Origin of the sequence: Streptomyces griseoruber (assembly GCF_001514205.1) — a bacterium.
GTDB classification, from domain to species: domain Bacteria; phylum Actinomycetota; class Actinomycetes; order Streptomycetales; family Streptomycetaceae; genus Streptomyces; species Streptomyces griseoruber.
Genome location: NZ_KQ948772.1, coordinates 26,697 through 41,426, shown reverse-complemented (window position 1 = coordinate 41,426; position 14,730 = coordinate 26,697). Strand labels below are relative to the sequence as shown.

General features: G+C 75.0%; 9 protein-coding genes and 2 pseudogenes. 7 read left to right on the top strand and 4 right to left on the bottom strand.

The features are described 5' to 3' along the window. Positions 1-36 precede the first annotated feature (36 nt). Positions 37-969: pseudogene (locus AQJ64_RS46380) on the top strand (helix-turn-helix domain-containing protein); the annotation flags it as partial. On the opposite strand, the gene AQJ64_RS49750 reads toward AQJ64_RS46380, so the two are convergent. After that, a complete protein-coding gene (locus tag AQJ64_RS49750) occupies positions 967-1,716 on the bottom strand; it encodes a DUF6585 family protein (protein WP_055636945.1) in 750 nt (249 codons plus the stop codon). The pseudogene AQJ64_RS46380 and the gene AQJ64_RS49750 sit on opposite strands and share 3 nt — an antisense overlap. 132 nt (positions 1,717-1,848) lie before the next feature. Here AQJ64_RS49750 and AQJ64_RS24215 point away from each other — a divergent pair, with 132 nt between their 5' ends. Continuing rightward, a complete protein-coding gene (locus AQJ64_RS24215; RefSeq protein WP_206189827.1) occupies positions 1,849-4,692 on the top strand; it encodes an ATP-binding protein in 2,844 nt (947 codons plus the stop codon). A gap of 8 nt (positions 4,693-4,700) precedes the next feature. Here the strand turns inward: AQJ64_RS24215 and AQJ64_RS24210 are convergent, their stop codons facing one another. From AQJ64_RS24210 to AQJ64_RS24200, 3 genes are read right to left on the bottom strand one after another with little or no spacing between them, the layout of a single operon-like run. After that, positions 4,701-6,959, bottom strand: coding sequence for a bifunctional serine/threonine-protein kinase/ABC transporter substrate-binding protein (locus AQJ64_RS24210; RefSeq protein WP_059202979.1), 2,259 nt, complete (start codon positions 6,957-6,959; stop codon positions 4,701-4,703). A gap of 12 nt (positions 6,960-6,971) precedes the next feature. Further along, positions 6,972-9,308, bottom strand: a complete 2,337-nt coding sequence (locus tag AQJ64_RS24205) for a bifunctional serine/threonine-protein kinase/ABC transporter substrate-binding protein (protein ID WP_055638893.1) — start codon at positions 9,306-9,308, stop codon at positions 6,972-6,974. Then, on the bottom strand, positions 9,308-10,126 hold the full coding sequence (locus AQJ64_RS24200; RefSeq protein ID WP_240512992.1) for a hypothetical protein: 819 nt from the start codon (positions 10,124-10,126) through the stop codon (positions 9,308-9,310). Before AQJ64_RS24200 ends, AQJ64_RS24205 begins: the two co-directional genes overlap by 1 nt. 339 nt (positions 10,127-10,465) lie before the next feature. Here AQJ64_RS24200 and AQJ64_RS24195 point away from each other — a divergent pair, with 339 nt between their 5' ends. The 5 genes and pseudogenes from AQJ64_RS24195 to pqqC all read left to right on the top strand — a co-directional run. After that, positions 10,466-11,569 carry a PQQ-dependent sugar dehydrogenase gene (locus AQJ64_RS24195; RefSeq protein WP_240512991.1) on the top strand — a complete coding sequence of 368 codons (1,104 nt, stop codon included), beginning with the start codon at positions 10,466-10,468 and terminating at the stop codon, positions 11,567-11,569. Further along, positions 11,566-12,666: a PQQ-dependent sugar dehydrogenase gene (locus tag AQJ64_RS24190; RefSeq protein WP_240512990.1), complete on the top strand. Its 1,101-nt coding sequence runs from the start codon at positions 11,566-11,568 to the stop codon at positions 12,664-12,666. The genes AQJ64_RS24195 and AQJ64_RS24190 overlap by 4 nt, the downstream gene beginning before the upstream one ends. A gap of 73 nt (positions 12,667-12,739) precedes the next feature. Further along, entirely contained in the window at positions 12,740-12,880 is a 141-nt protein-coding gene (pqqA, locus tag AQJ64_RS24185) for a pyrroloquinoline quinone precursor peptide PqqA (RefSeq protein WP_055638891.1), read from the top strand. A 9-nt stretch (positions 12,881-12,889) separates the two neighbouring features. Continuing rightward, the gene (gene pqqB, locus AQJ64_RS24180) at positions 12,890-13,789 is read left to right on the top strand and encodes a pyrroloquinoline quinone biosynthesis protein PqqB (RefSeq protein WP_055638890.1); all 900 of its coding nucleotides are present in this window, start codon (positions 12,890-12,892) and stop codon (positions 13,787-13,789) included. Further along, a pseudogene (pqqC, locus tag AQJ64_RS24175) lies at positions 13,786-14,535 on the top strand (pyrroloquinoline-quinone synthase PqqC); the annotation flags it as partial. The gene pqqB and the pseudogene pqqC, both read left to right, overlap by 4 nt. Positions 14,536-14,730 lie beyond the last annotated feature (195 nt).

Here is a 14,730-nt window from a genome sequence, read left to right as displayed (position 1 = left end):
AGTGTCCGGAACGACATGCCCCGTACGATTTCAGACATGAGAGCTGTCGCGCTGGCCGTCACCGACGGGATGCTCCACTTCGAACTGTCCGTGGCCCACGAGGTTTTCGGCCCCGCACCGGCCGCGATCACCGTTCCCTGGTACGACCTCACGGTCTGCGGGCCGGGCATCGTGTCCTTCGGCCGGTTCCACCTCGAGCCCGACCACGGCCTCGACCACCTCCGGCGCGCCGACACCGTGATAGTCCCCGGCTGGGCCGACGTCGACGTGGAACCGCCCGCCGAACTGGTCGACGCGGTGCGCGCGGCCCACGACGCGGGCGCCCGGGTGGCCTCCCTGTGCACCGGCGCGTTCGTCCTGGCCGCAGCCGGCCTGCTGGACGGACGGCGCGCCACCACCCACTGGGCACACACCGACATCCTGGCCGCCCGCTTCCCCGAGGCACAGGTCGACCCCGACGTGCTCTACGTGGACAACGGCAGTGTGCTCACCTCGGCCGGCAAGGCCGCCGCGCTGGACCTGTGCCTGCACCTGGTCCGCCTCGACCACGGCTCGTCGACCGCCAACGCCGTCGCCCGCCGCCTGGTCGTCCCACCGCACCGGTCCGGCGGCCAGGCCCAGTTCGTCACCGCCCCGGTGCCCACCCAGGACGACCACCCGCTCACCGCCCTGTTCCCCTGGATCATCGAGCGGCTCGACCAACCGCTGACCGTGGAGGATCTGGCCCGCCGGGCCCGGATGAGCTCACGCCACCTGGGCCGCCACTTCCGCGCGGCGACCGGCACGACGCCCCTGCAATGGCTGCTGGCCCAGCGGATCCGCCACGCCCAGGAACTGCTGGAGCAGACCGACGACACCGTCGACACCATCGCGGCGGCCACCGGCATGGGCACGGCCACGACCCTGCGCCGTCACTTCAACCGCACCCTCGGCGTCCCCCCGGACACCTACCGCCGCACTTTCCGCTCACGCGTCCCCCAGCGGATCCGTCTCCCCGCGCAGGGCCGACACCGCCGCCAGGAACAGATGGAGGTTGGTGATCTCCTTGACCGGGTGGTGGGACCAGCGGGCGGAATCACCGGCCCGGGTGACGAAGACCAGGCCGCCCGAGACCCGGACCTCCTCGACCTCCGGCCAGGGCAGCCGCCCCTTCCCGGGGGCGGACAGTCCGGCGCGGGAGAGCGCGAGCACCCCGAAGGGGACCGTCCCGCCCTCCTGGAGCGTCTTCAGCACCGCCGGGCCCTGGGCCGCGAGGACGGCCTCCTGCATCCAGGGTCCCCAGGTGCCCGGATCCTCGTAGAACTCGGTGATCCGTACGGACCCCTGGCCCGGGGCGCTCGCCGTGTAGACGTACCGGGTCGGGGCGGGGCGGCCGTTGATGACCAGCTGGGTGATGTCCTGCTGCAGACGCAGGGAGTCCCAGGTCAGGACGACCGGACCGCTGCCGGACGGCGGGTCGACGACCATCCCCCGCTCGAACAGATGGAGCCGCTTGCGGGACTGCCTCCGGCTGAAGTCGGGGTGGCGGCGGGCCTGCCACCAGTAGTACAGCAGCCCGGGAACGAGGAAGAGCAGCGACAGATACAAGGTGTTGAAGAGATGGGCGGCGTATATCCACCTGCTGAGGCGCTTCGGCGCGAACACGGCCCGCAGTGTGCCCAGCCCGTGACGGGCGGCCAGTCCGGAGACCTCGGGCGAGGGGACGGGTGTGGTCATGAGGACACCCTTCGAGCCGTACCGGACGACGACAACCGTGGTGTTACGTAGATCGCCTACGTATGTTCCGCTCCCGCACTGTCCGTGGCATACGGCAGGATGATCAGGGCGGGGACATCAGGGGGCGGGGACATGACGACGGAACGGATGCCGCTGGTCGGCCGGGACACCGAACTCGGGCTGCTCGACCGGCTGCTGGCGGACCTGACGGCGGACGCGGAGGGCCGCCCGGCGGTGCTGGACATCAGCGGCGAGGCCGGCATCGGCAAGAGCCGCCTCACCCACGAACTGTGCCGGCGCGCGGCCCGCGAGGGCGCCACGGTGCTGCGCGGCCGGGCCACGGAGTACGAACGGCACATCCCCTTCCAGCCGTTCACCGACGCCTTCGCCGACCTCGACCCCACCGTCCCCGCGTCCCTCCCGGCCGCCTCCGGGGCCGCCCCGGTACTGACCGGCGCCGCCCGCCGCGCCGACCGCTTCGGCCTGCACCGCGCCACCGCAGCCCTGCTGACCCACGCCGCGGCCACCGCACCCCTGGTCATGGTGCTCGACGACCTGCACTGGGCGGACGCCGCCTCCCTGGAACTCCTCGACCATCTCCTCCGGCATCCCCCGCGCGCCCGGGTCCTGCTCGCCGTCGCCCGCCGGGAACGGCAGAGCCCCGCCCCGCTCACCGCGACCCTCCAGCGCGGCACCGACACCGGGGCGGTGTGCCGCACGGTCCTCGGGCCGCTGGACGAGCAGGCGTGCGTCGAGCAGCTCACCCCCGAACTGGACCGCGAGGAGGCCGTCCGGCTCTTCGCCGCCAGCGAGGGCAACCCCCTGTATCTGCTGGCCCTGCTCCAGGCGCACCGCGAGGGCGCCCCGGTCAGCCGGCTGTCCACGACCGGCCTCGGCGCGCTGTTACTGGACGAACTGACCCCGCTCGGCGCCGGACAGCGCCGGCTGGTCGAGGTGGTGGCCGCGCTCGGCGACCACGCCACCCCCGCCCTGCTCGCCCCGGTCACCGGCCGCACCCCGGCCGGCCTGGCCGCCGATCTCGCCGAGCTGACCCGCCGCGACCTGCTGCGCACCGGCCCGCACGGACGGCTGACCCTGCGCCACCCGGTGCTGCGCAGCCTCGTCCACGACGGCACCGACCCCTGGCTGCGCACCGAGACCCACCGGCTCGCCGCCGCCGCACTGGCCCGCGCCGGCGCCCCGCCCGCCGAGCGGGCCCACCACGCCGAGCGCTCACTGTCGGGCTGGGACCCCGAGACGGCGGCCGTGCTGATCCGGGCCGCCGAACAGGCCGCGGACACCGCGCCCGCGAGTTGCGCGCACTGGCTCGGCGTGGTGCTGCGGCACCTGCCGCACACCCCGGCCCAGGCGGCGCGCCGCCGTGACCTGATGCTGCGCCGGGCCCGCGCCCTCGGCGCCTGCGGCGAACTCCGGGCCAGCCGCGACCTGCTGCACCAGGTGATCGCCATGCCCGCCCCGGCCGGTGGATCCCGCGCGTCGGCCGTCGTGCTGTGCGCCGTGATGGAACGCCATCTGGGGCGCTACTCCGAGGCGGTGGCCCTGCTCCGCCGCGAACTGCACCGCGACGACCCGGCGCCGTCACCGGCCGACCAGGTGGCGCTCGGTCTGGAGCTGGGCTCCTCCGCCCCGCACGACACCTCGTACCCGACCGTGCGCGCCGACATGGCCCGCACCCTCGCGGTGGCCCGCTCCCTCGGCGACGAGGCGGGCGTCGCCGGCGCGCTGGCCGTCGCCGCGCTCGGGGAGGCCTACGAGGGGGAGACCGCCGAGGCCGACACCTACGCCCGCCAGGCGGCGGCCCTCGTCGACTCGCTGCCGGACGACGACCTCACCGGCCTGTGCGAGCAACTGGCCCGGCTGGGCTGGGCCGAGGCGTTCCTGGAGCGCTTCGCCGACGCCGAGCGGCACGCCGACCGGGGCCTGGCCGTCGCCCGCCGCACCGGCCAGCTCTCCCTCCTGCCGCATCTGCTGCTGTGCAAGGCACACGTGCACATCCAGATCTGCCGGCCGGTCTCGGCCGTGGAGCTGTCGGAGGAGGCCGAGGACATCGCCCGCGGCATCGGCAGTGACGAACTCCTCGCCTTCGTCCTCGCCACCAAGGCCCACGCGATGGTCGCCGCCTGCCCGCCCGGTGACCCGCGGCCCCTCGCGGTGGCCGAGGAGGCGGTCGCCGCGGTCGGACTGGGCGTCAACTGGTGGGCGTCCATCGCCCGTTGCATGCTCGGCTACGCGGCGCTCACGGCCGGCGACCCGGCCCGCGCCCGCGAGGCGGTCCTGCACGCGGGCGGCCCCGGTCTGGGCCGGCTCCAGCCCTCGATGCGCCCGCTGTTCCTGGAGGTCCTGGTGACCGCCTCCCTCGCGCTGGGCGAGGGGGACGCGGCGAAGGACTGGGCGCAGCGGGCCCGCGAGGAGGCCGAGCGGCTCGATCTGCCCGTCCAGCGGGCCTCGGCCCTGCGCAGCACCGCCCACATCCCGCTCGGCCTCGGCGACTCCCGGGCGGCGGCGGAGCTGTTCGTGGCGGCGGCCGAGGAGAGCGCCCGCAGCGGCGCCCTGTTCTGGGAGGCGTTCTCCCTGCTCCTGGGCGCCCCCTTGCTGGCGTCCGACCCGGAGGGGCCCCGGCAGGGACGGGCCGCCTGGCACCGGGGGCGCAGACTCGCCGCCGCCGGGGGATCCGCGATGCTGACCGGCCTCGCCGACGCGATCGGCCCCGCCGTGGCCGAGGCCGCCGACGGCCCCGAGCGGCGGCTCGCCGAACTGACCGCCCGCGAACGGGAGATCGCCGCTCTCGTCGCCGAGGGACTGACCAGCCCCGCGATCGCCGACCGCCTCTGTCTGAGCCGGCGCACGGTCGAGACCCATGTCTCGCGGATCTACCGCAAGACGGGAGTCTCCTCGCGCGCCGCCCTCGCCGTGCTGATCGCGGGGCGCCCGTCCGGGACCGCGTTCAGCGGCTGACGCCGCGCTCAGGGCGCGGCCGTGGAGCCGGCGGCGGCCGTGCCGGTGACGTCCTGGTACTGCCCGAGAAAGCGGAACGCGTTCCCGGAGGCCCGGAACAGATACATCGCGTCCAGGGTGTAGCGGGTGCTCGACGTCGTGTAGTGCAGCCGCTTGGTGATCCCCCGGTAGTCGGTCTCCCGCAACCGGCCCACGACGGCGCCCCGTTCGGCTCGGTCCGCGCCCAGCGAGGTCAGGGCCCGGGCCACGAACAGGGTCGCGTCGTAGGCCTCGGCGGCGTACGGCGGCGGGGCGGTGCCGAAGCGGGCGCGGTAGGCGGTGACGAAGGACTTCGCGGCCGTCACCCGGGCCGGGTCCAGATAGGCGGTCGCGAACAACCAGCCGTCGGCCGCGTCCCCCGCCGAGCTGAGGAAGCGTGCGTCGCAGACGCGTTCGGTGGCCAGCCGGGCACCGGAGAAGCCGGCGGCGCGCAGCGCGCGGGCCAGCCTGGCGGCCCGCGCGTACCCTCCGCCGAACACCAGCGCGTCCGCCCCGGCGCCCGTCACCGATTCGGCGAGGGCACGGAACGCGCCGTCCGTGTCGGCGTCGGCGGCCAGGGTGCGCCGGATCACGGTGCGCCTCGGACCCAGGGCCTCGGCGACCCCCGAGCAGACGTGCCAGCTGAAGTCCCCCTCGGCCGCGTCGTCGACCAGCACCGTCCGGCGCGCCTCGGCGGTGTGCACGAGATACGCCACCAGGGGCGCCGCGAGCGTCGTTTCGTTGGGGCGGGTGGCGGCGTACACCGGGTAGGTGGCGGCGGAGACGTCGTCGAGGCCGACCGACACGGACACCATCGGCAACAGGGCCGCCTGGTAGAGGGCGAGGGTGGCCTTCGCGCAGGCGTCGGTGCTCGGCCCGAGCACCGCGCGGACCCGGCCGTCGGCCGCCAGCTGCCGGGCGATCTCCTGTGCGCGGCTCGCGCCGCCCCGGTCGTCGTGCACCTGGAGCGCCAGCTCGAAGCCGCGCCCGGTAAGGGAGTTGAGCCGGTCGACGGCGAGCCGGACCCCGTTCTCCTGGGCCCGGCCCGTCGCCCGGCCGCTGCCGGAGAGGTCGGCCTGGACGGCGAGCGTGAGGCGCGGCAGCGCGCCGGAGCCACCCCGGTCCGCGGTCCCGTCGGGGCGTCCGGTGGTCCACCAGGCCGCCGAACCGGCCGCTGCCAGCACCCCCGCGGCCGAACCCAGCACCAGGAACCGCCGCCGGGTCGGGCTCCCACCGGATCCCGCCGCCGTCGCCCCACCGGGACTCCCACCCCCCGCCGTCACCTCACCGGCACCGTCACCGGTGGCCGGCACCTCGGTGGCCGAGACGTCGGGCAGCGCGAGCACGGCGGCCGAACGGCGGGCGATCAGCCGGGTCAGCGCCTCCGGCAACCAGGCCTCACCCCGCGGCCCGGCCCCTTCCTCCCCGGCCTCGCCCCGCGGCCCGGCCCCGTCCAGCGCCCGCCGGATCTCCGCCACCCCGGGCCGGGCTCCGGCCTCCTTCGCCAGACAGCCGCGCAGGAGCGGCAGCAGCGGTTCCGGTACGCCGTCCAGGTCCGGTTCGTCGTGGACCGTGCGCACCAGCGACTCGGCGGCGGATCCCGGGCCGAAGGGACGCTCGCCCGTGACGGCGTACGCCAGCAGACAGCCGAGCGAGAACACGTCGCTGGCCGGTCCGATCTCCCGGCCCCGGCCCCGGGCCTGCTCGGGGGAGAGGAACCCGGGCGAGCCGACCACCATGCCGCTCGCCGTGAGCGCGGTGTCCTCCGGCATCCGCGCGATCCCGAAGTCGATCATCCGGGGCCCGTCGACCGCGAGGAGCACATTGCCCGGCTTGACGTCCCGGTGCACCAGCCCCGCCCCGTGCACCGCGTCCAGCGCCTCGGCGAGCCGGGCCCCGAGGACCCGGACGGTCGCGTACGGCAGCGGTCCGCACTCCTCGACCGCCTCGGCCAGCGAGGGGCCCGGGACGAACGCCGTGGCCAGCCAGGGCGAGGACGCGTCCGGGTCCGCGTCGAGCAGCGGCACCACCCAGGGGTTGACGACCCGGCCCGCCGTCTCCACCTCACGGCGGAACCGGGCCCGGAACCCCGGGTCGTCGGCGTGCCCGGCGCGGATCACCTTCAGCGCCGCGAGCGAACCGCCCGTGGAGCGGGCCAGGTACACCACGCCCATACCGCCCGCGCCCAGCCGGCGCAGCAGCCGGTAGCCCCCGATCCCGGCCGGGTCGGCGCCGCGCAACGGCTCCATCGACGCCCCTCCTCAGGTGCTGACCTGGTACGGCGCCACGCCCTGGTAGGCGAACCGGCCGCCGGTGACCTTCCACAGATAGATCCCGCTGCCGTCGACGACGAGCGCCCCGGTCGTCCTGTCGAACGCGAGGTTCCGGCTGATCCCCTTGTAGGTGGCCGCGCGCAGCGCCGTCGTCAGAAGGGGCCGGGTGCGGCGCCCGACGGCCAGCGAGCCCAGGGTCCTGAGCACGAGCTGTGCCACGTCGTACGTCTCGACGGAGTACCGTTCGGGCTCCGCGTCGAAACGCTTGCGGTGGGCGGCGGCGAACGCCTTCGCCTCGGGGGCCGTCGCCGCGTCCATGACGGGGGCGAGGATCGCCCAGCCCTCGGCGGCGTCCCCGGCGGCGGACAGGAACCGGGCGTCCAGCACCCCCTGCGCGGCCGCCCGCGCGCCCGGGAAGTCACGGCGGGTCAGCTCCCGGGCCAGCAGCGCCGCCCGGTCGTGGTAGCCGGCGAACACCACCGAGTCGGCGCCCCCGTCGAGCAGCGCGTCCAGGGTCGGCGCGAAGTCGGTCCGCAGCGCGCTCACCACCTTCGGCACGACGGGCTGCCGGGCGTCGCGCAGGATCCGGTTGAGCGTGCTGCTGATCTCCCACCCATAGGTGTCCGACGCCCGGTCGTCGACGATCCCGATCGTGCGCGACTTGGCGGTGCCCCGCAGATACGCGTTCAGGTAGAACGGCAGGATCGTGTCGGTGACACGGGCGTGCAGGAAGGACCGGCTGCCCGTCACGTCCAGCACGGTGGCGCCGGGCGACACCGCGATCAGGGGCAGCGACGCCGCGTCGTACGTCGCCATCGAGGCCAGCGCGGTGGTGTCCGTGGTGGGACCGACCACGGCGAGGACGGTACGGTCCGCGACGAGCCGCTTCGCCACCTCGGGTGCCCGCGCCGGATCACCGCCGTCGTCGGCCGTCTTCACGGCCAGCGCGAACCGCGCGTCCTTCCGGGCGTTGAACTCGTCGACCGCGAGCCGCAGCCCCCGCTCCTGGGCCCGCCCCACCGCCTTCTGGTCCCCGCTCAGATCGGCGTGCAGCCCGATGGTGTACAGGGGCAGGCTGTCGTCCGGCGCCGAGCCGGAACCCGAGCCCTCGCCGCCGCCGAAGGGCGTCCCCCAGACGGCCAGCGCGCCCCCGCCCGCCGCGGCCACCGCCGCCGCGCCACCGGCCAGCAGCAGGAAGCGGCGCCGGCCCGCACCGCGTCCCTCGGGCGCGGCCGGGGACGGCACGGTCGCGTCCGAGGCGTCGATCTCGGTGTCGTCGATGCCGGGCAGCGCGAGCCCCGCCGCCGACCGTTCGGCGATGAGCCGGACCAGCGGCTCCGGCAGCCAGGCCTCGTCACCGGGGACCGCGTCCTCGGGAGCCGCGTCCTCGCGAGCCGTGGTTTCGGGCGCGGTGTCCTCGGGCGCCGTGTCCCCGGGCACCGGATGGGGCGCCGCGGGCCCGTCCGCCGCCTCGGGCCGCACCGCCCGCAGCGCCTCGCGCGGATCGGGAGGCGAGGCCGGCGCGGCGGCCGACAGGGACCGGGCCAGCGCCTCGGCCGTGGGCCGCCGCTCCGGGTCCTTCTCCAGACATCCGCCCACCACCTGGGCGATCTCCCGCGGGACCCCCTCCAGATCGGGCGCGTCGTGCGCCGTGCGGTACAGCAGCGCGTCCAGCGCGCCGGTGCCGAACGGGGGGCGGCCGGTCGCCGCGTACGCCAGCACACAGCCCAGCGAGAACACATCACCCGCCGGCCCCGACTCGCGCGCGCCCCGCGCCTGTTCGGGGGAGAGGAACCCGGGCGTGCCGACCACGACCCCGGTCGAGGTGAGCGAGGTGTCCTCGGGATCCCGGGCCACCCCGAAGTCGATCAGCCGCGGCCCGTCCAGCGCCAGCAGCACATTGCCCGGCTTGACGTCCCGGTGCACGAGCCCCGCCGCGTGCAGCTCCCGCAGCGCCTCGGCGAGCCGCGCCCCCAGCACCCGCAGGGTTCCCGCCGGCAGCGGCCCGTGCGCGGCGACGGCCTCGGCGAGCGAGGGCCCCGGTACGAACGCGGTCGCCAGCCAGGGCTGCTCCGCCTCCGGATCGGCGTCCACCAGGGGCGCCACCCACGGGCTGGTCATCCGGCGGGCCGTGTCCGCCTCGCGCCGGAACCGCTCCCGGAAGCCGGGGTCCTCGGCGTACTCGGCCTGGATCACCTTCAGCGCGACCAGGGTGCCCCCGGCCGAACGGCCCAGGTACACCACCCCCATGCCGCCCGCGCCGAGCCGCCCGAGCAGCCGGTGGCCCGCCAGCCGGGCCGGGTCCGAGGTACGCAGCGGCTCCATCAGTTCCCCTTCAGGCGCAGCTGGATCCGCTCCAGCATCTTCGCCAGGGCCTCGGAGCCCACTTGGTTCAGTTCCTGCTCGGTGTTGCCCTTCGCGCCCGTCACGGAGACGGCCACGACGACCGTGCCCAGCCGGGCGACCATCCACGAGTACGGCTGGGCGGCGCCGCCGTTCTCGACGTACCGGCCGGTCTCCATCACGGTGTCGTCGGCGTACTCCTGGTTGCGGGCGCCGAAGGGGATGCCGAGCGAATTCAGGCCGGTGATCCGCTCGTTGCTCCGGGGCTGCTGCTCCGGGCAGCGCAGCACCTCCTCCAGGGTGGTGCTGAGCTGTTCGTCGGCGCCGAGGACGGAGGCGTGCACGGTGGTCGCCGCCGTCACCCTGACCGTGCCCTTGCCCCCGCCGGCCGGCCGCCGGCTGTAGCGGGACGAACTGGCCAGCACCCCGTTCGGCAGTTTCTCCCGCTCCCAGCGGCAGTCGTCGTCCAGCACGGCCCAGGTGCCCGGGGTGCTCGCGGCCGGCCGCTGGGCGACGAAGCCCCGGCCCCAGTCACCGGCGGCGAGCACGACCGCGTCGGCGAGGACCGCGCCGTCCCCGGCGCTGCGGGGGACCAGCGAGGGGTCTGCGGTGAACAGGGAGGAGCCGGAAGGGGACGCCGTGGCACCGGCCGTGGCACCCGCCCCGGCGTCGGCCGACGGCGAGGCGCTCTCGCGGGCGGCCCCGCCGTCCGCCCCCTGGGCCGAGCACCCGGCCAGCAGACTCCCCGCCACCAGCAGGGTCACCCCCGTACCCCGCACGCCTCGGGTGTTGCCTCTCACTCGGTCCCCTCAACACGGCTCACTACGCTCGACACACCGAACGTAGTGGGCCTCCGAAGCCGGACACCTCCGTAGAACCACGTATCCGATTACGTATTCGCCCCGCGTTCACCCGGCCGCCCGGGCCGTCAGCAGGATGGACGATCTCCGGTGGCCCGTGCCGAAAACAGGCCCCGATACTCCTTGAGGGAGTCGATCCGAGGGAGCCGGTGCCGCACCACGGCACGCGCTTCCCGTGTCCCCGCTCTCCGATCCGGCGGCGCCCTCCTTCCTCCACGGGGCCGGTCGCCCACCCCCCACGACAGGAAAGGCTTCGGAATGTCACGCTTGGCGCAACCGGTGTCCCCTCCAGTCCGGCGCGGCCGGGCCGCGATCGCTGCCCTCACCGCTGTCCTCGGCACCTGCCTCCTCCAGCCCGCGCCGCCCGCGGCGGCCGACCCCGAGGGAGGCACCCGTGCGGCCGGCGCGCCGACGGGCGTCACCGTCCTGTCCCGGAGCTGGACCAGGCCCTGGGGCATCACCTTCCTGCCCGACGGGAAGCGGGCCCTGGTGACCGAGCGCTTCACGGCCGGCGTATGGCTCCAGTCGAGCGACGGCACCAAGAAGAAGGTGGGCACCGTCCCGAACACCGTGCCCCCCTCGCCGAGCGGCGGCAAGGGCGGACTGCTGGGCGTCGCCCCCTCGCCGACCTGGAACGGCACCACGGACCAGGACGTCTTCTTCGTCCACACGGCCGCCTCCGACATCCGCGTCGTGCGCATGCACTTCGACGGCAGCGCGCTGCGCGACTACAAGGTCGTCCTCGGCGGCATCACCCGGGGCGGCGACCACAACGGCGGAAAGCTCGCGTTCGGCCCCGACGGCTATCTGTACGTCAGCGTCGGCGACGCCCTCAAGCGCACTCTCGCGCAGGACAAGAACTCCCTCAACGGCAAGATCCTGCGCCTGACGAAGAGCGGTGCCGCAGCTCCCGGCAACCCGTTCGGCACCCGTGTCTACAGCCTCGGCCACCGCAATCCCCAGGGCCTCGCCTGGGACAGCCGCGGCCGGCTCTGGGAGACCGAGATCGGCGAGAACACCTGGGACGAGCTCAACCTCGTCGAACCGGGCCGCAACTACGGCTGGCCCAGCTGCGAGGGATCCTGCGCCAAGGCCGGGATGACCAACCCCAAGAAGGTCTGGCACCCCGACCAGGGCGGCGTCCCCGCGCAGATCGCCGTCAAGAAGGACGTCATCTACGTCACGACCCTGCTCGGCCAGCGGCTGTGGGCCCTGCCGATCGACGGCACCGGCAAGGCCGTCGGGGCCGGGAAGTCGTACTACAACGGCAGCTACGGCCGGCTGCGCGCGCTCGCCAAGGTGCCCGGCACCGACAAGCTCTGGGTCGGCACGACCGACGGCGGCGACGGCAAGGACCGCATCCTCGAAGTCACCGTCAAGTGAGCCCGCCCCGCGGCGTGATGGCCGTCGCCGTCACCGCCCTGCTCGCGCTCTGCGGCGCGCACCCCGCGTCGGCGGCCGCCCACCCCGGGCCGGCCCGCCGGGCCGCGGCCCTGCCCTCGGCCGTCTCCGTCCTCTCCGACCTGTGGAACCGGCCCTGGACCGTCACCTTCCTGCCGGACGGTCAGCGGGCCCTGGTCACCGAGCGGCACAGCGCCGGGGTGTGGACGGTGGCGCGGGACGGCTCCCGCACGAAGGTCGGCGAGGTGCCCGACACCGTCTTCGCCCCCACCGGCGGCGACTTCGGCGAGGGCGGCGGGCTGCTGGGCGTCGCCCCCTCGCCGACCTGGAACGGCACCACCGACCAGGACGTCTACTTCGTCCACACGGCCGCCGACGAGACCAGGGTCGTGCGGATGCGCTTCGACGGCACCTCGCTCACCGACTACCAGGTCGTGCTCGGCGGCATCGCCCGCGGCGGTGACCACAACGGCGGGAAGATCGCCTTCGGCCCGGACGGCTTTCTCTACGTCAGCACCGGCGACGCCCGGAACAAGGCCCTGGCCCAGGACCCGAACTCCCTCAACGGCAAGATCCTGCGCCTCACCGCCAGCGGCGGGGCGGCACCCGGCAACCCGTTCGGCACCCGCGTGTACAGCCTCGGCCACCGCAACCCCGAGGGCTTCGCCTGGGACGCACGCGGCCGGCTGTGGGAGACCGAGATCGGCGACGCCACCTGGGACGAGGTCAACCTGATCAGCCCGGGCGCCAACTACGGCTGGCCCACCTGCGAGGGGACCTGCACCACCGCCGGCATGACCAACCCCGTGCACGTCTGGCACCCCGCCGAGGGAGGCGTGCCCGCCCAGGCCGCGATCGCCGACGACGTCCTCTACGTCTCCACCCTGCGCGGCGAGCGGCTGTGGGCGCTGCCCATCGACGCCACCGGCACGGGCCTCGGCACCGCCGTGTCGTACTACACCGGCGCCTACGGCCGACTGCGCGCCCTCGCCAAGGTGCCCGACGCCGACGAACTCTGGCTCGGCACCAGCGACCGCGGCACCGACAAGGACTCCCTCCTGAAGGTCACCCTCGGGTGACCTCCTGCCCCGGACCCCCAGGCTCCCCTCACCGAGGGGCGAACCCATCCCCTCCGAAAGGAAGGTAGGCACCATGAACGACACCACCGAGCGGGCGGAACACCAGGCCGCGACCACCGCCGAGGCGCCCGACACCGCAGCCTGGCAGACACCCGGCTACACGGTCGTCGACACCGCGCTGGAGGTCACCGCCTACTCCCTCGCGGCCCGCTAGCCCGCCGCCGTGCTGCTCCAGCTGCTCGGCACCGCGGCCGGCGGCGGCATCCCGCAGTGGAACTGCGCGTGCCCCGGATGCTCCGGGGCACGCGCGCATCCCGAGCGCCGCCGCCGTCACGCCTCCCTCGCGGTCCGTACGGACGACGGCCGCTGGTACCTCGTCAACGCGACCCCCGACATCGGCGACCAGATCGAGGCCCACCCCGCGCTCCACCCCGGGCCCGGGCCCCGGCAGACACCGATCGCCGGAGTCGTCCTCACCGACGCCGAACTCGACCACACCCTGGGCATCGCCCGGCTGCGCGAGGCCGACGCCCTGGAGATCCACGCCACGGCCCCGGTCCGCCGGGCCCTCCAGGACCGCCTGCGCCTCGGCGAGATCCTCGGCCCCTACACCGCCCTGACCTGGCGGGACCTCACCTGCCACGGCGCGCGCTCCCTCGGCCCGCCCGACGACGGCCTGCGGATCAGCGCGGTACCCGTCTCCGCCAAGCGTCCCCGGTACGCCGCCGACGCCCCCGAGGACGAGGCCTGGGTCGTGGCGCTGCGCCTGTACGAACCGGCCACCGGCCGCACGGCGGTCTACGCGCCCGCCGTCGCCGCCTGGTCCGACGCCCTGCACCGGGTCGCCGCCGAGGCCGACTGCGTCCTCGTCGACGGCACCTTCTGGGACGACGAGGAGCCGCGCCGCACCGGCATCTCCTCCCGCACCGCCACCGGCATGGGCCATCTGCCCATCGACGGTCCGGGCGGCACCGCGGGCATCCTCGCCACGCTGTCCGCCCGCTGCTACTACACGCATCTCAACAACACGAACCCCCTTGTCGATCCGACCGCGGCGCAGCACAAGCGGCTCGCCCGGCTGGGTATCGAGGTGGCCGACGACGAGTTGGTGATCGAGCTGTGACCACGACCCTCGCTCCCCGGGCCGACGTCCCCCCGGCCGATGCCGGGAGCCCCGCCGGCGAACTCTGGAGCCCCGCCGCATTCGAGGACCGCCTGCGCGCGGTGGCCCGGGAGCGCTATCACGACCGGCACCCCTTCAACCTCCGGATGCACGAGGGCGACCTGCGCCCCGAGGAGGTGCGCGCCTGGATCACCAACCGCTTCCACTACCAGCGGCACATCCCGGTCAAGGACGCGCTGATCACCGCCAAGCTGGACGACCCGCGGCTGCGGCGGATGTGGGTGCGGCGCATCGAGGACCACGACGGCCGCACGGACGGGGAGGGCGGCATCGAGCGCTGGCTGCGGCTCGGCGAGGCGGCCGGCCTGGACCGCCGCGCGCTGCTGTCCGGCGACTCCGTCCTGCCGGGCGTACGGCTGGCGGTGGAGGGATACGTCAACTTCTGCCGGCTGCGGCCACCGCTGGAGGCCGTCGCGGCCTCGCTCACCGAGCTCACCGCACCCGATCTGATGCGGGTGCGCATCGGCGCCTTCGAACGCCACTACTCCTGGATCGAGCCGGAGGGCCTCGGCTACTTCCGCACCCGTGTCGACCAGGGCCGGCGCGACAGCACGGAGGCCCTCGCCCTCGTCCTGGACTGGGCCCGCACCCGCGAGGACCAGCAGCGCGCCCTGGCCGCGCTCACCTTCAAGTGCGAGGTGCTGTGGTCCCTGCTCGACGCAGTCCAGCAGGAAAGCGCCGAGGACCGGGCCACCCGACCCGAGCCGGCCCTCCGCCCGGCCACCCGACCCGAGCCGGCCCTCCGCCCATGGCGCGCCACCGCGCGGGCCGAGCGCACCGACCGCACCGAGCGGTTTGCCCGGGACGAGCGAACTGCCCGGGACGAGCGCGCTGGCCGCGCCGAGCGAACGGCCGGGGACGAGCGCATCGCCCGGGTCGGG